This window comes from Nocardia nepalensis (genome assembly GCF_048910785.1).
Lineage (GTDB): Bacteria > Actinomycetota > Actinomycetes > Mycobacteriales > Mycobacteriaceae > Nocardia > Nocardia nepalensis.
The window spans coordinates 141036-157653 of sequence record NZ_JBKBET010000038.1; the positions used below are offsets into that span (position 1 = coordinate 141036).

Annotated in this window: 14 protein-coding genes; 3 read left to right on the forward strand and 11 right to left on the reverse strand. The window is 66.9% G+C overall.

The window, feature by feature from the left end:
- The first annotated feature begins 96 nt into the window (after nucleotides 1-96).
- Nucleotides 97-660 carry a TetR/AcrR family transcriptional regulator gene (locus ACHQ4I_RS35155; protein WP_420776209.1) on the forward strand — a complete coding sequence of 188 codons (564 nt, stop codon included), beginning with the start codon at nucleotides 97-99 and terminating at the stop codon, nucleotides 658-660.
- A 107-nt stretch (nucleotides 661-767) separates the two neighbouring features.
- The gene (locus ACHQ4I_RS35160; RefSeq protein WP_420776210.1) at nucleotides 768-1499 is read left to right on the forward strand and encodes a ZIP family metal transporter; all 732 of its coding nucleotides are present in this window, start codon (nucleotides 768-770) and stop codon (nucleotides 1497-1499) included.
- 6 nt (nucleotides 1500-1505) lie between these two features.
- Here the strand turns inward: ACHQ4I_RS35160 and ACHQ4I_RS35165 are convergent, their stop codons facing one another.
- The 6 genes from ACHQ4I_RS35165 to aceA form a co-directional block, all read right to left on the reverse strand.
- Complete coding sequence (locus ACHQ4I_RS35165; RefSeq protein ID WP_420776211.1) at nucleotides 1506-1712, reverse strand: hypothetical protein; 207 nt, start codon at nucleotides 1710-1712, stop codon at nucleotides 1506-1508.
- A gap of 24 nt (nucleotides 1713-1736) precedes the next feature.
- Nucleotides 1737-2303 carry a TetR/AcrR family transcriptional regulator gene (locus tag ACHQ4I_RS35170; protein WP_420776212.1) on the reverse strand — a complete coding sequence of 189 codons (567 nt, stop codon included), beginning with the start codon at nucleotides 2301-2303 and terminating at the stop codon, nucleotides 1737-1739.
- Entirely contained in the window at nucleotides 2303-2722 is a 420-nt protein-coding gene (locus ACHQ4I_RS35175) for a VOC family protein (RefSeq protein ID WP_420776213.1), read from the reverse strand. Before ACHQ4I_RS35175 ends, ACHQ4I_RS35170 begins: the two co-directional genes overlap by 1 nt.
- 109 nt (nucleotides 2723-2831) lie before the next feature.
- Complete coding sequence (metE, locus tag ACHQ4I_RS35180; protein WP_420776214.1) at nucleotides 2832-5141, reverse strand: 5-methyltetrahydropteroyltriglutamate--homocysteine S-methyltransferase; 2310 nt, start codon at nucleotides 5139-5141, stop codon at nucleotides 2832-2834.
- 197 nt (nucleotides 5142-5338) lie between these two features.
- Nucleotides 5339-6208 (reverse strand): 3-hydroxybutyryl-CoA dehydrogenase, encoded by an 870-nt coding sequence (locus ACHQ4I_RS35185; protein WP_420776215.1) that lies wholly within the window; start codon nucleotides 6206-6208, stop codon nucleotides 5339-5341.
- Between the two features lie 182 nt (nucleotides 6209-6390).
- The gene (aceA, locus tag ACHQ4I_RS35190; RefSeq protein WP_420776216.1) at nucleotides 6391-7680 is read right to left on the reverse strand and encodes an isocitrate lyase; all 1290 of its coding nucleotides are present in this window, start codon (nucleotides 7678-7680) and stop codon (nucleotides 6391-6393) included.
- A 443-nt stretch (nucleotides 7681-8123) separates the two neighbouring features.
- On the opposite strand from aceA, the gene ACHQ4I_RS35195 reads away from it, so the two are divergent.
- Nucleotides 8124-9254 carry an alpha/beta hydrolase family protein gene (locus ACHQ4I_RS35195; protein WP_420776217.1) on the forward strand — a complete coding sequence of 377 codons (1131 nt, stop codon included), beginning with the start codon at nucleotides 8124-8126 and terminating at the stop codon, nucleotides 9252-9254.
- A 48-nt stretch (nucleotides 9255-9302) separates the two neighbouring features.
- On the opposite strand, the gene puuE is transcribed toward ACHQ4I_RS35195, so the two are convergent.
- From puuE to ACHQ4I_RS35220, 5 genes are all read right to left on the reverse strand, one after another.
- On the reverse strand, nucleotides 9303-10211 hold the full coding sequence (gene puuE, locus ACHQ4I_RS35200; RefSeq protein WP_420776218.1) for an allantoinase PuuE: 909 nt from the start codon (nucleotides 10209-10211) through the stop codon (nucleotides 9303-9305).
- Nucleotides 10208-11203, reverse strand: a complete 996-nt coding sequence (gene alc / locus ACHQ4I_RS35205; protein WP_420776614.1) for an allantoicase — start codon at nucleotides 11201-11203, stop codon at nucleotides 10208-10210. The genes puuE and alc overlap by 4 nt, the downstream gene beginning before the upstream one ends.
- A gap of 162 nt (nucleotides 11204-11365) precedes the next feature.
- Nucleotides 11366-12553, reverse strand: coding sequence for a DUF6986 family protein (locus ACHQ4I_RS35210; protein WP_420776615.1), 1188 nt, complete (start codon nucleotides 12551-12553; stop codon nucleotides 11366-11368).
- A 117-nt stretch (nucleotides 12554-12670) separates the two neighbouring features.
- Entirely contained in the window at nucleotides 12671-15568 is a 2898-nt protein-coding gene (locus ACHQ4I_RS35215) for a molybdopterin-dependent oxidoreductase (protein ID WP_420776219.1), read from the reverse strand.
- Entirely contained in the window at nucleotides 15565-16449 is an 885-nt protein-coding gene (locus ACHQ4I_RS35220; protein WP_476445415.1) for an FAD binding domain-containing protein, read from the reverse strand. The genes ACHQ4I_RS35215 and ACHQ4I_RS35220 overlap by 4 nt, the downstream gene beginning before the upstream one ends.
- Nucleotides 16450-16618: the final 169 nt, after the last annotated feature.

Here is a 16618-nt window from a genome sequence, read left to right on the forward strand (position 1 = left end):
CGCCTCGAACATACACATGTTTCAAACGCTTGTCACAGACGAATGTTTGAAACAAATGTCACAAACAACTGTATGCCGCGCTGATAGGGTGCCAGTGTGGGAACCCGAGAAGTTCTGCTCGCCGCGGCCAAGCAGTGCCTGGCCGAACGCGGCTACGCCCGCACCACCGTGCGGGATATCGTGGCCGCCTCCGGCACCAACCTGGCCGCCATCAACTACCACTTCGGCACGCGCGACAAGCTGCTCAACCAAGCGATGATGGAATCGAGCGCGGATGCGGTGCAGCAGATCCTCGAATCACTGCCCGCCCACGATGCCGAGGATCCGGCCGCCCGCCTGCGCGACTTCTGCCAGCAGCTGATCACATCGTTCACCGAGGATCGCGCCCTCTGGACGGCCAATGTCGAGAGCCTGGCGCAGGCGCTGCACTCCCCCGAACTGCGCGCCGAATTCGGCACCGCTCAAGAGCGGGCGCGCAGTGGATTATCCGATTTCTTCGGGCCCGGCGCGCAGGACTCACAACTCGGCGCCGTCCTGCAAACCATGATCGGCGGGCTGCTGATCCAACACCTGGTCGACCCGGATCACGCCCCCACCGCTACCGACATCACCGCAGGTCTGCACATCCTCGCCACCCTGCTACCACCCACCCCCAGCTGACGGCGGGGCATAGCCGCATCATCCGCCAGGCCGGCATCGCGAACAGACAGCGAACCAACCGCGCGAATATCGCATCGCGCCGGCGGCGGGTGGCAGATGCTGGAGCGATGGCGATTGTGCTGGCGCTGGTATCGATGTGCTCGACGCTGGTCGGCGGGCTGGTGGCGGTTCGGATCGGGGACCGCAAACATCTGGTGCTCGGGTTGGCGGCGGGGGTCATGTTGGGGGTCGTATTCTTCGACCTGCTGCCCGAGGCACTGGAGCAGCAAGGCCATACCGTGCTCGGGGTCCCCGCGGCGCTCATCGCCACCGTATTCGGCTTTCTGACCATCCACGTCATCGAGCGCGCGGTCGCCGTTCATACCGGTCACGAAGGCGAATTCGGTTCGCACAAGCACGGTTTCGAATCCGTCGGGCTGCTCGCGGCAGCCGGGCTGATCTTCCACAGCACCCTCGACGGACTCGGCATCGGTTTGGGTTTCCAAGCCGGAGCCACCGTCGGCATCGCGGTCGCCATTGCCGTCATCTGTCACGACTTCGCCGACGGCTTCAACACCTTCACCATCACCACCCTCTACGGTCACGCCCACAAACGCGCCCTCATCCTGCTCGGCCTGGATGCCATCGCACCGGTCATCGGCGCGGTTATCGGTACCGTCATCCGAGTACCGGCCGAAGCCGTCGGCCTCTACCTCGGCTACTTCGCCGGATTCCTGCTCTACCTGGCCACCGCCGACATCCTGCCCGAGGCGCACGCCGTACACCCCTCCCGCCTGACCCTCGCCTGCACCGTCACCGGCGCGACCTTCATGCTCGCCGTGGCCGCCATCAGCCACTGACCGGTGCTAGTCGAGTTGCGGCAGCACCTTCTGGGCCACCCAGGCCATGGCGACGGCGAATGCGGGACCGGGTACCGGCAGCCAGATCGAGCGCGCGTGGAGTCCGGCTTCGTGTAGGGCTGCGTCGTCGACAATGCTCGCGGCCGTCGGCTGCCCGCCACCGAGCAGCCGTCCCGGATCGCGGCCGATGGTGGTGAATCCCAGCCTGCTCACCCATTCCGGCGCGAACTCGGGCGATCAGCCAGCGATTGCGCGCAGCACGGCATCGACCGACTGGTCGGCGAGGGTTTCGTGCAGCGGCAGATGACCGAAGAGGGCGCGATAGTAGATCGGGGCGGCGACCGCGTCGAGGACGAAATCGAGGTCGATACCGGGATCGATATCGCCACGGTTGATGGCCGACTCCAGGGCGACCGCGGTGGTTCGTCTGCGGGGTTCGAACACCGTTGCCAGGAAGTGTGCGCGTAGATCGGGGTCGTTGGCGAGATCCGCCACCAGGGCGGGTAAGACGTGGCTCAGCGAGGTATCGCGCAGTGCGGCAACCAGATTGCGCATCGCGATGGTCAGATCGGCGCGCAAGTCGCCGGTGTTCGGCGTTGCCTGCAATCCCAGTAGATCGGCGACCACATCGACGACGAGGTGGCGTTTCGAGGGCCAGCGGCGGTAGATCGCGGGGCGGTGCAGACCGGCTCTGGCCGCTACCTGGCCGATGGACAGTTCGGCATAACCGTTCTCGTCCAACAGCTCTCGCGCCGCGGCGAGCACCGCGGTGTCGATGCGGTCCTCGCGCGTGCGTCCCGGCATCAGAAAACCGGACGTGGCATCAGCACGACTCGCCAACCGTCCGGATCCGGAAAGGTCAAGCCGCCGTTGGCCGCCCAGTACGGATTCTCGGCGGGGACCGGCTCGACACCGAATTCACCGAGGCGCTGCGCCACGTCGTACATCTGGGTCTCGGTTGAAAAGTAGAGCACCAGAAGGTTTTCCGCGCTCGGCGCAGCGCCGGGACTGCCGTCCACGTGCGTGGTGAACTCCAGGTGATATCCGGTCCCGGGCAGCCCGAGCATCACACCGTCATAACCCGCGTGATTTTCGAATCGGTAGAGCTCGCGCAGTCCTAACCCCTCGACGTAGAACCGCACGACCTCTGCCAACCGATCGGTGGGCCTGGCAATTCGAACCTGGGCCACCGGCAACGACTCGGGCCATGTCTGCTCAGCCATATCCCAACAATACGGTACGTACTGTACCGATTTGATATGGCATCCATCACCCGAGCCGAAAAGACCGCCGCCACGTCCCGAGACATGGCGGCGGCCTTCGTCTTCGGTACTACTCCGTCGGCGGCGTCGCCCGCCGACGAACGCGGCGCGCGGCCGCGACCATATTGCGCAACGACGGCTCCAACTGCCAGAAGTGGCGGGTCTTGAGACCGCCGTCCGGATTCGCCCACAGGCGCTCGGGCGTGACGGCTTCCGCCGCGGCGGTGAGCAATTCGTCTAGCTCATCGATGTCCGGGATGCGCGCCGAACGGCTTTCGTAGACACCGGGACCGACACCGTGACTCAGGCCGTGGCCCGAGGCGGAGTCCTCCTTGAGCGCCTTCAGCACCCATTCGATCGAGCGGGTGGCGACGATCGCGGTGACGTCGGCATCGAGCTCCTCGATCGCGTCGACCACCTCGGTGCGCCCGGAATAGCCGATGTGCGTGTGGATCTGGGTCTCCGGCTTGACGCCCGAGGTGGCCAGCCGGAAGGCCGCGACCGCCCAGCGCAGGTATTCGGCGCGCCCCGAGGGGCGCATGGGTAGCAGCTCGCGAATGGCGGGCTCGTCGACCTGGATGATCGAGATACCGGCGCGTTCGAGATCGACGACCTCGTCGCGAATGGCCAGCGCGACCTGGTCGGCGGTCTCGTACAGCGGCTGGTCCTGGCGCACGAACGAACGCGCGATCATGGTGACCGGACCGGTGACCATGCCCTTGACCGGCCTATCGGTCAGCGATTGCGCATAGCTGATCCACTCGACCGACATCGGCGCGGGCCGCGAGACATCGCCGTAGATGATCGGCGGTCGCACACAACGGGATCCGTACACCTGCACCCAGCCGAAGTGAGTGGTCGCGAAGCCGTCGAGCAGCTCGGCGAAGTACTGGATCATGTCGTTGCGCTCGTGCTCGCCGTGCACCAGCACATCGAGGCCGATGTCCTCCTGTAGGCGGATCGTGGCCTCGATCTCGGCCTCGATCTTCTTGCGGTATTCGTCGTAGGACAGTTTGCCCTGGCCCAGGTCGTAGCGGGCCTGACGAATCTTGGTCGTCTGTGGGAAGGAACCCAGCGTGGTCGCGGGCACCAGCGGCAGATTCAGCTTGCGCTGCTGGGCTTCGCGGCGCACCTCGTACGGTTCGCGGGTGCGCATATCGGGTGTGATCGCGTAAACCCGTTGCCGCACCGCGTGTTTCTGCTTGAAGTGCACCTCGGTGGGCCGCTTGCGCCACTTGTCCGAGGGCCCCTCGGTGAGCGCCTTGGCGAGTGAGACCACCTCGCCCACCTTCTGCCGCGCGAAGGCCAGCCGGTCGGCGACATTGCCCTCGATATCGTATTCGGCGAGCACGTCATAGGGCACGTGCAGCAGTGTCGTACCGGTGGACACCACCAGATCCGGGCACACCTTGGCCAATTCGTTGAGGTATTCGAGCGTCACGTAGCGATCCGCGCGCCAGACATTGAGGCCGCTGATCACGCCCGCGTACAGGCGCTTACGACGAATGCCCGGAATCTCGGCGAGCTCTTCGGGCTGGATCCGATAGCTGGCCAGATCCAGTCCGATGGCCTCGACATTGGTCTCGGCCAGAATCCGCAGCGCCTCACCGAAATCGCCGTACTGTCCGGTGACGAGCATGCGCGGACGCAGCGCCGCCTTCGAAAGTCGTTGGTAGGCCCGCTCGAACGCGGCCAGCTCGGCCGGGCTGCGCTCGCTGGTGAAGCACGGCTCGTCCAGCTGCACACAGGTGGACCCGCGCTTGGCGAGGATTTCGAACAGCTCCTCGTACACCGGAAGCAGCTTGTCCAGCAGGCTGAGAGTGTCGAAACCGCCTGCCTCACCGGGGATATGCCCGGCCTTGGACAGCAGCAGCAGCGATACCGGGCCGACGACCACCGGGCGCAGTTCGATATCACGGGCCTTGGCGCGATCCCATTCGTCGAGCAAAGCCTCGGGGTGCAGCGAGAACTCGGTGTTCTCGTCGAGTTCGGGCTGGCGGTAGTGGTAGTTGGTGCCGAAGAACCGAACCAGTTCCAGGGGCGGCAGATCCGGGCGGCCGCGCGCCATCAGGAAGTAGAAGTCCAGCGGGTGCAACTCGTCCCGGAACGGCTGGAACCGCGCGGGCACCGCACCGAACAGCAGCGCATTGTCGAGGATGTGGTCATAGAACGAGAAGGTGTTGCCGGGCACCTGGGTCAGACCGGTGGCGGCCAGACCGCTGTACTGCCGCTCCTGGATATCGCGCCCGACCGCGAGCAGCTCGTCGCGGGATACCCCGCCCCGCCAATAGCCCTCGAGGGCCCGCTTTAGTTCCCGGTGCGGCCCGATCCTCGGGTAGCCGAGAATGCTCGACCCGTACCCGTCCTGAACGTTGACCATGAGCGGGGCACTCCCTTTCGATCACCTGCGCGGAGTCCTCGACCCAGACCCCGCAACAGCGCTGCGCTCTCGGTATTCGAAGCCGAGCCGCTGATCACGGCCCGACCTTTCTGCAGCCTATGCCGCTAACAGCATCGGCAGGGTAAGACTCCGACGCTCGAGTGACCGTTGGCACTCGAGCAAATCGAACACACCCATCAGACCTTGTACTGGTAGAAGCCCGCGCCGGTCTTCTTGCCGAGCAGGCCCGCCTCGACCATGCGCATCAGCAGCGGCGGCGCCGAGTACAGCGGCTCCTTGAACTCCTGGTACATGGAGTCGGCGATGGACTTGACGGTGTCGAGGCCGACCAGATCGGTCAGCGCCAGCGGGCCCATCGGGTGGGCGCAGCCGAGCACCATCGCCTTGTCGACGTCTTCCTTGGTGGCGAAGCCGGATTCGACCATCCGGATCGCCGAGAGCAGGTACGGCACCAGCAGCGCGTTCACCACGAAGCCGGAGCGGTCGGCCGAGCGCACGACCTGCTTGCCGAGCACATCGCTGGCGAAGGCCTCGGCCCGCTCGGACACCGCTGCGCTGGTCTTCAGCGTGGTGACCAGCTCGACCAGCGGCAGCACCGGCACCGGGTTGAAGAAGTGCATGCCGACCACGCGCTCCGGGTTGGCGGTGGCGACGGCGATCTTCATGATCGGGATCGAGGAGGTGTTGGAGGCCAGTACGGCGTCCGGATCGGTGACGACCTTGTCGAGTTCGGCGAAGATCGCGGTCTTCACCTTCTCGTCCTCGAGCACCGCCTCGACCACCAGCTGGCGGTCGGCGAAATCGCCGAGGTCGGAGGTGAACCGCAGGCGCCACGCGGCCTGTTCGCGCTCGCGCTCGGTGATCTTGCCGCTGCTCACGCCACGGTCCAGCGAGCGCAGGATGCGAGCGCGGCCCGCCGCGGCTAGTTCCCGAGTCTGTTCGTAGACGAGCACGTCGATATGCGCCCTGGCACACACCTCCGCGATTCCCGCACCCATCTGTCCGGCACCGATGATGCCGACGCGCTGAATCTTCTCGCTGCTCACGTCCCGCTCCTGCTGGTTGGTCTGGCTGTCGGGTGGCTGGTGGGGCGAAGGGCGCTCCGGTCGAGCGCCGCCTTCAAAAGTCCAAGGTATAGGGATGCCCTCCCCGCTGGGGCTGTTCAGCGGGGAGGGCGGTACACCCCTAGAGGGGGCTATCGGCCTGCATTACTGCGGGCTGGTCGAGCTCAGTGGAACTGGCCCTCTTCGGTGGAGCCCTTCAGGGCCGCCGTCGAGGTGTTCGGGTCCACGGTGGTGGCGATGGTGTCGAAGTAGCCGGCACCGACCTCACGCTGGTGCTTGATGGCGGTGAAGCCACGCTCGGCGGCGGCCTTGAACTCGCGCTCCTGCAGGTCGACGAAGGCGGTCATACCCTCGCGGGCGTAGCCGTAGGCCAGGTCGAACATGCCGTAGTTGAGCGAGTGGAAGCCGGCCAGGGTGATGAACTGGAACTTGAAGCCCATCGCGCCGAGCTCACGCTGGAACTTCGCGATGGTCGCGTCGTCCAGGTGCGCCTTCCAGTTGAAGGACGGCGAGCAGTTGTAGGCCAGCAGCTGGTCCGGGAACTCGCCGCGGACGGACTCGGCGAACTTGCGCGCGACCTCGAGGTCCGGCACACCGGTCTCCATCCAGATCAGGTCGGCGTAGGGGGCGTAGGCCTTGGCGCGCGCGATGCAGGGCTCGATGCCGTTCTTCACACCGAAGAAGCCCTCGGCGGTGCGGGTGCCGTCCAGGAACTCACGGTCGCGCTCGTCCACGTCCGAGGTGATCAGGGTGGCGGCCTCGGCGTCGGTGCGGGCGATGATGACCGAAGGCACGTCGGCGACGTCGGCGGCCAGACGCGCGGAGGTCAGGGTGCGGATGTGCTGCTGGGTGGGGATCAGCACCTTGCCACCGAGGTGGCCGCACTTCTTCTCCGAGGCCAGCTGGTCTTCCCAGTGCACACCGGCGGCACCGGCGGCGATCATGGCCTTCTGCAGCTCGTAGGCGTTCAGCGCGCCACCGAAACCGGCCTCGGCGTCGGCGACGATCGGGGCCAGCCAGTTCTCGACGGAGGTGTCGCCCTCGACCTTGGCGATCTCGTCGGCGCGCAGCAGCGCGTTGTTGATGCGGCGGACCACGGACGGAACCGAGTTGGCCGGGTACAGCGACTGGTCCGGGTAGGTGTGGCCGGACAGGTTCGCGTCACCGGCGACCTGCCAACCGGACAGGTAGATGGCCTTCAGGCCGGCACGGACCTGCTGGACCGCCTGGTTACCGGTGAGGGCGCCGAGGGAGTTGATGTAGTCCTCGTTGTTGACGAGGTCCCAGAGGATCTCCGAGCCACGACGGGCGAGGGTGGCCTCTTCGACGACGGTGCCCTGCAGCTTCGACACCTGATCGGCGGTGTAGTTGCGGGTGATGCCCTTCCAGCGGGGGTTGGTGTCCCAATCCTGCTGGATCTCGGCAGCGGTCTTCGGGGTGCCGACGTTCGACATCTCTGACTCCACTTCTTTGTTTCGGATGCCCCCACGGTCGAGCATCGCTCGAACTGCTGTGGCGGCAATTTGCAGGCTTGCTAGGCCCATGGGGTGTACTTCCACACGATGGCACACCAGGAAATAGCCGTCTACCTGTTGCAAGTGTGAATCCGAGCTAGGTTTGACCCGGTCTTTGCTAACTTTGCGAAATTAGCCTGCGAATTGCAGCCGTGGAACCTACCCGCTGGTAGCCCTGACATGCGGTTTTAGCGTAACGCCCGTACTGTTAGCGGCCGCGGGGCGCCCCGCCATCCGACGCGCCCGACATTCCGGTTTGTGAGGACCTTCACAGCCGCCGCTGTGGCCTCGGCCACCTCCGAACGAGTGATCGGGCACACTGAATCAACACTCCAACTCCCGGACAGGCGTGCGGTTCACCGTGGGTGCCCGATAGGAGCGTTATGCGGAAACTGTGGTTCACCACGGCGATCGCGGTCGCCTGCGGCGCGAGCCTGCTGCGGCTGCCCACGGCGTGCGCGGATCCCGGCACCGTCGAATCAGTCGCACCGCTGGCCGCGGCGGCGACACCGCCCGGTTCGGTGAATTCCAGCCGCATCCTGTACTCGACCACCACCGTGCACGATGCGCCGACGGTGGCCAGCGCCGCGGTGTACTTCCCGCCCGGTGCGGCGCCCGCGGGCGGTTGGCCCGTGATCGCGTGGGCGCACGGCACCGTCGGGCTCGCGGACGACTGCGCCTACAGCATCGCCGGACCCAGCGCGGTCGAACGGGACTGGGCCTATTTGGCGACCTGGCTGGCGCAGGGGTACGCGATCGTGGCGGCGGATTACGCCGGACTCGGCACGCCGGGCGAACATCCCTACCTCGACGGAATCGTGGAAGCGCATAACGTCGTCGACGCGGTCGAGGCCGCCACCCGGCAATATCCGACACTGGCGAAGAAATGGGTGGTCGTGGGCCAGTCGCAGGGCGGCGGTGCGGCCGTCTACACCGCGCGCTACGCGACCGAATTCGGCGGGTCCGAACTCGACTACCGGGGCGCTGTCGGCACCGGTGTGCCCGCCTACCTCGAGGACGTCCTGCAGCTGCTCGGGCCGTATGTGCCGCCGGTCGAGCTGTCGGACTACGCCACCGCGTACGTGCTGTACATCCTCAACGGCCTGCGCACCACCTACCCGGACCTGGACATCGAGTCGTACCTGACCGATTCGGGTCGGGGCTGGCTCGCGCGTGCCCGGGCGGCCTGCGTCACCCCGCTGCGCGACGAACTCATGGCCCGCGGCGCGCGGATCGGTGACCTGTTCGCGCGCCCGCTGCTCCAGATCCCGGATCTGCACGGACTGCTGGCCCGCTACCTCGGCCTGCCCGAATCCGGTTATGACCGGCCGCTGTTCCTGGGCCAGGGACTGCGCGATACGGATGTGATCACGCCGGAGACACTGCGGTTCGCGGCGGTGCTCGCGGCCAATCGGCAGCCGGTCACGTTGCACACCTATCCCGATGATCACGACGGGACGGTCAATGCGTCGCTGCCGGATTCGCTGCCGTTCGTCCGCGGTCTTTTCGCCTGAAACGGTTCGACGACCAGTACCGCCCGAGCGTCGATCGGATACCGCCGGCTAGTCGAGGCTGATCGGTGGGTTGGTGCGCCGCCAGTGTTCGGCTATGTCGATGCGGCGGGTGATCCAGACGTCGACGTGCGACTGGACGTGGTCGAGGAAGCGTTCCAACGCCGCGATGCGGGCCGGGCGGCCGACCAGACGGCAGTGCAGGCCGACCGACAACATCTTCGGACTGCCCTCCGCGCCTTCGCGATAGAGGACGTCGAAGGCGTCGCGGAGGTGGGCGAAGAATTGTTCGCCGGTCGGGAAGCCCGCGGGTGAGGCGAAGCGCATGTCATTGGTGTCGAGGGTGTACGGGACGACCAGGTGGTGCTGGTCGCGGACGGTCACCCAGTACGGGAGGTCGTCGGCGTAGGAGTCGGAGTCGTAGACGAAACCGCCGTGTTCGACCACCAGTTCCCTGGTGTGCGGGGAGTCGCGGCCGGTGTACCAGCCGAGCGGAGCCGCGCCGGTGAGTTCGGTGAGGATGCGCACGGCCTCGGCCATATGCGCGCGCTCGGTGTCGCGGTCGGCGAGTTGGTAGGACTTCCAGCGCAGGCCGTGGCTGGCGATTTCGTGGCCGAGTTCCCGAAAAGCGGCCACCGCCTCCGGATTTCGCTGCATGGCGCGGGCGACGGCGAAGATGGTCAGCGGTAGGTCGCGGCGTTCGAAGGTGCGCAGGACACGCCAGAGCCCAGCCCGCGAACCGTATTCGTAGAGCGATTCCATGCTCATATGGCGGTTCGGAAAGGCTTCCGCGGGAGTCATTTCCGAGAGGAAGGTCTCCGAATGCGCGTCGCCGTCGAGGACATTGTTCTCCGCGCCCTCTTCGTAATTGAGGACGAATTGGACCGCGATCTTCGCGCCGTCGGGCCATTTCGGATCCGGTGGTGTGGGTCCGTATCCGACGAAGTCTCGTTGATTCATGCCCCGAGTTCTCCATAGAGGCGTAACCGCGCGAGACCGCCGTCGGGATAGATATCCAGACGGACCTCCTCCACCGAGGCCGCCATCGGCGCGATCGGGAATCGGTGCCTGGTATCGGGCAGCAGGTCGGTGCGCGGCAGCAATTCGAGTTCGGTGCCGTCATTGGTGCGGCCGGTCAGTCGGGCGGCGCCGGGGCTGTTGCCGAGGAAATACGACGTGTCGATCTCGGCGAGGCGGATGAGGCCGGGACCGGCCAGCCGGATGCGCACCCAGTCATTGTCGTCGTCGCGGCGGCGGGCGGTTTCCCAGCCGTCGCCCATCTTTGCGGCCAGACCCGGATAGAGCAGCTGGTTCGGCGAACTGTAGAAGCGGTTGGAGCAGTCGAGGACCAAAGCGCCGTTCTCCAGCGCGGCCAGGTCCAGGGGGCCGAGGGCGAGCAGCTTCGGATCTGGCCTGCCCTCGCCGTGCACGCGCAGCCGGGCCACACCGCCGTCCGGATGCATGGTGAGTTTCACATGGGTCCAGCGCTTTTCGCTTTCGATGGCGAAGGGATTGCGGCTGTGACCGGATACCGGGGCGCGGTCGATCAGCATGACCCAATCGTCGCGCTCGGCGATGTCTTCCGCGGGTGGGTAGCCGTCGATTTCGAGTGCGGAGACCGAAATCGCGGGCGGATAGTTGCCTTTGAACCAGGCGGTGTCGACCACGATGCCGCGGATAACGCCGGGTACGCCGAGGCGCACGATGGCGGAGTCGTCGCCGGGGCGGCCGCGGTGCCTGCGGGTCTCCCAACCGTCGTAGATCTGGCCCTTATGGCCGAAGGTGGACGGCCGGTATTCCGACGGACCCGGATTGATCAAATTCTCCTTCTCCGCGAAGAATTCGTCATTGGCCCAGATCACCGATCCGCCGAGCGTGCGGACCGCCAGATCGGGCAGCAGCGTGAAGTCGTCCGCGTCGCGCCCAGCCGTCGCCCAGCCACCGCCCCCCATCGAATCGCTTCGCGATGCTGCGCTCATCAGACCTCCTGTATCGGGCGGGAATCCCGCATCCGGTTCCTGCCGAGCACGGCGAGGCATCGATCGCCGTGCGGCGCCGAGTGTCCGGTGCTCACTGTCCCGCTCACGAGCACCGGCTCGTCGTATGGCCGCATCTCACTGCGCTTCCTGCGGAATCGGCGCGCGCGAGACCAGCGCGTGCAACACCTCCGGAGTCAATGCCGGTGCGAGCGAGCGCAATTCGTCGGGGGTGCGGGCGCCGCAGTGCACGCCGCGTAAAACGGTGGCCGCCAAGGCTTCCGCGGTGGCCGGTTCGTCCATCACGCCGCCGGTGCGTCGGTCGAGGTAGGCGACCAGCCGCGGAACCGCGACATCGATGGCCTGCCGGAAGAACTCGTAGGTGGCCAGCCAGCGGGTGATCAGGTGGCCGGGGTGCATGTCCCAGCCCTGGTAGTAACCCAGGCGCAGGGCCCGGCCGACCAGCCGATGATGGTTGCGCAGTGCGGCTTCGGGCTCGCGGTCCGGCACGATCTGGGTGGAGCCGTCACAGACCCAGACTCCCGTTTGGGCCGCGGCGACCTGCATGACCGACTTTGCGTAGTCTGCGGCGGGGTGGTCGAGCGCCTGATCGGGTGCGGCTATTCCGCATGCCGCCGTGTAGTCGTAGGTGCCGAAATGCATTGCACTGCAGCGACCTTCGGACAGAGCGATCATCTTGGCGATCGGGGCGCTGCCATCGGCGGCGATGATCGCCTGCGGACTCTCGATCTGCAGTTCGAACCGCAGCGTGCCCGCATCGAGTCCGAGGCCCTGCTCGAACCCTTCGCACAGCGCTACCAGGGCCGAAGCCTGTTCCGCCGCACGGATTTTCGGGACCGTGAAGACGAAACCCGCTGGCACACCGCCCGCCGCGGCCAGCACCAGTTCGAGGGTGCGCAGGGCGCGGTCGCGTTCGGCGCCCGCCAGGCCCTTCATCCGGATGCCGAGACTTGTCGGTCCACCGGCCTGCTTCGCCCACTCCGCGAGCACCGTGCCCGCGTTGGCCGCGGCCTTGTCCTCCTCGGCGTCGGCGCGGAATCCGTAGCCGTCCTCGAAGTCGATGCGCAGATCCTGGATCGGATGCTGGCCGAGCTGTTCGCGCACGGTGGGCAGCGCGTCGGTACGGTCGAGTTCGGCGAGCAGGTCGTGGTGGCGATCGAGGAGTTCGATCGCCGCGGCACCCCATTCGGCGGGGGTGTCGGCCGTGGCGCGGTCGGCGGCCACGTAGGCGGTGTGGATCGGCTGGACCCGGCCGGCCGGGCCCGGATAGCGGGTGCGCAGGTCGGCGTCGACCGTGTCGAGCATCGCGTCTATGCGGGCGCGGACGTTGTCGGGAAGCTGGGTTCGATTCGCGCCGCTCCCGGGCCCGCCATGGTTACGCACGCGACCTCCTCCGGGCCGGACGCTCACGTCGCGGAGTGCTCACCCTCGATCTCCTTCCTGAAGGGCCCGCCAGATCCGGTCCGCCGTCATCGGCAGACGGGTCTGTCGTACCCCGACAGCATCGCGGATGGCATTCGCCAGCGCGGGGGCGACCGGGTTGTACGGGGATTCGCTCATCGACTTGGCGCCGAGGGGGCCCAGGTCATCGACGGTTTCGGCGAAATAGACCTCGGTGCGCGGCAGGTCGGCGAGTTGCGGGATGTGGTAATGCCGCAGCGTCCGCGTGGTTACCACGCCCTGTTCGGAGCGCATGTCCTCGTAGAGGGCGGTGCCGATGGCCTGTGCGAGGCCGCCCTCCACCTGGCCGCGGCACTGCACCGGGTTGAGCACCGTGCCCGCATCGGCGGCCTGGACGGATTGCAGGATGCGCACCGACCCGGTCTCCGGCTGCACGGCGACCCGGAATGCCTGCACGTTGAAGCTGACCGAACGCGGGCTGCCCGCGTGTTCGCCGTGTCCGGACAACTCGCCGTCGGCCAGCAGTTCGGTAACACCGATCGGCCGGTCACCGCAGCGGACACCCGCGGACTCCAGGACGCATTCCGCTTCGGGGTGACCGGACAGTTTGGCGGCGCGGACCAGGATGTGCTCGCCCAACGCGACGGCCGCGGCGTAGCTGGCCTTGCCCGCGACCGTGATGCCGGTCGACCCGAAGGCGCCGGTGTCGTGGCCGACGACGTCGGTATCCGACTGGCGAATCACGATGCGATGCACATCGGTATTCAGCGCCGTCGCCGCGAGTTGGGCGTGCACCGTTGTCGTGCCATTGCCGAATTCCGCTGTGCCGACCCGGATCTCATAACGTCCGTCGGGGAGCAGGGTGGCGATGGCCTCCGAGCAGTGGCCGCGCGGCGGGATGCTGGCGATCATGGCCAGTGCCATGCCGGTGCCCACCCGCCAGTCCGGGCCCGGTGCGGGAACGCCATTGCCGCGCAGTATGGCTCGCTCGGCCAGGTCCAGGCACTGGTCGAGGCCGTAGCTGCCGAATTGCAAATCGGTCCGGTCGACTTCGGCGCCGACGAACGGGTCGCCGGGCACCACCACATTGCGGCGGCGGAATTCGAACGGGTCGATGCCGAGTGCGCGCGCCAGCTCCTCCATGGCCGATTCGATGCCGAAGATGATCTGCCCGAGGCCGTAGCCGCGGAACGCGCCGGAGGGAATGTTGTTGGTATAGACCGTCTTCGCATCGACGCGCTTATTGGCGCAGCGATAGACCTCGACCGATTCACCGACGCTGTGGAACATGACGCCCGCACTGTGATTGCCGTACGCGCCGGTATCGGCGAGCACGTCGATCGACAGCGCGGTCAGCACACCGTCGGCATCCGCACCCGCGGTCACCTCGACCCGCATCGGATGACGACAAGTGGCACTGGTGAATTCGTCGGACCGGGTGAATTCGTACTGCACCGGTCGCCCGGTTCGCAGCACCGCCAGCGCGATCAGATCCTCGGCCAACATCTCCTGTTTGGCCCCGAACCCGCCGCCGACGCGCTTGGCGAAGACCCGCACGCGATCCCGTGACAGCCCGAACACATGACACAGCTCGTCACGCACCAGGAACGGCACCTGCGTGCTGCACCGGATGACCAGCCGGCCGTCCTCGTCCAACCAGCCGATGCCACCGTGGGTTTCCAGATGCGCATGCTGGGCGCGCGGCGAATGCCAAACCCCACTGACCACCTGCGCCGCCGCGGCCAAGCCCGCCGCCACATCGCCGACCTCGCCGTGCAATTCGGCGGCCAGATTGCGTTCGACGTCGGCGATCCGGGCCGAATCCGGTTTGCCGCCATGCAGTTTCGGCGCTTCGGGGAGCAATGCGGCGGCCGGATCGAATACGGCGGGCAGGATGTCGTATTCGACCGTTAAGGCACGGCATCCCGCACGGGCGATATCCACGCTGTCGGCCACCACGGCGGCGACCCGCTGTCCGACGAATCGCATCGTGCGATCGAGCACGTAGGTGTCGTCGGGATCATCGGTTCGAAGTTCGTGGCGTCCAGTGGAAAAGGCGATATCGGGAGCGTCGGCGTAGGTGAGTACGGCGTGCACGCCTGGCAGTTCTTCGGCGGCGGAGGTGTCGATGGATACGATCCGCGCGTGCGGATGCGGGCTCGGTAGGACCGCGATATGCAGTGGGGCGGTGGGCGGTGCGCTGGAGTCGGCACTCGCCGGTCCGACGTCGAAGGTGAACGGCTCTGTGCCCGTGACGATCCGGGGTCCGGCAGGTGCGCCGAGGCCGGTGCCCGCGCGTCCGTGGGCGGCTTCGCCCGCTGCTGCGGGCGGGGCGGTCGACTCCACTGCCGCAACGCTGCGATCTGCGAGAGTTCGGCCGCCTGATGTGACCGACGCGGGTTCCTCAGTCGTACCTTCGCCCACTACCGAGGTATGGCCGAGCGCGGCGGTCGCCGTCGCGGCGGCATCCGGGCCGGGCGCTTTGCCGACCAGGGCATCGGCGATCGCGCGATAACCCGTGCAGCGGCAGAGGTTTCCCTTCATGAGCTCCGGTAGCGCTTGCGGATCGGGCGCGGTCGGTCCACCGCAGCCGAGGCCCGCCGCGGTGACCACCATGCCCGCGGTGCAGAAGCCGCATTGGAAGGCGGCCGAGTCCACGAATTGCCGCTGGACCGGGTGCGGGTCCTCGGTGGTGCCCAGGCCCGAGGCGGTTGTGATAGTGCGGTCCGCAGCGCGGTACGCGGGAATAATGCAGGAGTGCACGGGCATTCCGTCGAGCTGCACTGTGCACGCGCCGCAGTCGCCCGCATCGCACCCCTTCTTCACCGCGAAGTAGCCGTGTTCGCGCAGTAAGGTGCGCAAGCATTGACCAGGGCGCGGTTCGGCTTGCACCGATTCACCGTCGACCTCGAACTTCATTGCCCATCACCGGCTTCGGCACGCAGCTCGGCGGCGATCTCGCGGGCGAGCACACCGGCGACATGGCAACGCCAGTCCGGTGCGCCGTGCGGGTCGTCGAACCAGAGCATCGGATCTATCGCCGCCACCGCCGCGTGCACATCGAGATCGTCTGGCATCCCATCGAAATCCAGCACGACCGGCCGACTGGTTGCGGCGGTGATGGTGATCGCGCACCGGCCATCGATCTCACGCCGGCCCATTACCACCGCACCGGAACGACCGAGCGGAGCCAGCGCGATCTTCCGAAACGCAGTGCGCGCCAGCAGACTTCGAGTCGGAATGGTGATCGAGCGCAACACCTCCCCGGAGCCGAGCACATTGAGCCCCGGCCCGAACGCGAACTCCCGCAATGGCACCCGCCGATCCGCCCCATCCGGCGACCACACCAGCGCGACACCGTCCAACGCGACCAGCGCCCCCAGCACCGCCCCGGCCGGCAACGACAAACAAACGTTTCCGCCAACGGTCGCGGACCGCCATATCTTGTGCGACGCGACCAGCGCCCGGCAGGCCCGCGCGAACAGCGCCGTCCCCGGCCACTCGACCCGCAACACCCCCGCACCCAACTCCCGCCCGACCGCAGCCCCCGCGAACTCCGCCAACGTGCAGGTAGCCGCGATCTCCAACCCCTCGTCCGTCTCCGTCAACGCGGGCCACCCGAGCCCGGTGATATCGACCAGCCGATCCAATCCCTCCTGCGGCTCGGAAAACAAGAACGTCCCCCCAGCGAGCACCCCACAGTTCCCACCCACAAAAGCCAGGTCAGCCCGCTCCCGCGCCACAACCACATCTCGAATCGTGTCCAGATCCACGCCACACCTCGCTCCACTGCCCTCCACCGCCAACCCTAGGAGCCGAGCGTTGCATCGACATTTCACAACACCGGGCCCAGGTTGCGCGGCGGTAACCACGCTCGGCCTACTTTCCATACTGGCGTAGACAACTATGCGCAGGTAGACCCCAGACCGACCGGTCTGTTCTACAGGCAATAACCGGTATGCCCCGACA

Excerpts from the sequence above, each read along its gene's own strand:
- ACHQ4I_RS35160 (WP_420776210.1), top strand. The coding sequence starts at position 768 with ATGGCGATTGTGCTGGCGCTGGTATCGATGTGCTCGACGCTGGTCGGC.
- ACHQ4I_RS35170 (WP_420776212.1), bottom strand. The coding sequence starts at position 2,303 with ATGCCGGGACGCACGCGCGAGGACCGCATCGACACCGCGGTGCTCGCC.
- ACHQ4I_RS35175 (WP_420776213.1), bottom strand. The coding sequence starts at position 2,722 with ATGGCTGAGCAGACATGGCCCGAGTCGTTGCCGGTGGCCCAGGTTCGA.
- metE (WP_420776214.1), bottom strand. The coding sequence starts at position 5,141 with ATGGTCAACGTTCAGGACGGGTACGGGTCGAGCATTCTCGGCTACCCG.
- aceA (WP_420776216.1), bottom strand. The coding sequence starts at position 7,680 with ATGTCGAACGTCGGCACCCCGAAGACCGCTGCCGAGATCCAGCAGGAT.
- ACHQ4I_RS35195 (WP_420776217.1), top strand. The coding sequence starts at position 8,124 with ATGCGGAAACTGTGGTTCACCACGGCGATCGCGGTCGCCTGCGGCGCG.
- puuE (WP_420776218.1), bottom strand. The coding sequence starts at position 10,211 with ATGAATCAACGAGACTTCGTCGGATACGGACCCACACCACCGGATCCG.
- alc (WP_420776614.1), bottom strand. The coding sequence starts at position 11,203 with ATGGGGGGCGGTGGCTGGGCGACGGCTGGGCGCGACGCGGACGACTTC.
- ACHQ4I_RS35210 (WP_420776615.1), bottom strand. The coding sequence starts at position 12,553 with ATGCTCGACACGGTCGACGCCGACCTGCGCACCCGCTATCCGGGCCCG.
- ACHQ4I_RS35215 (WP_420776219.1), bottom strand. The coding sequence starts at position 15,568 with ATGAAGTTCGAGGTCGACGGTGAATCGGTGCAAGCCGAACCGCGCCCT.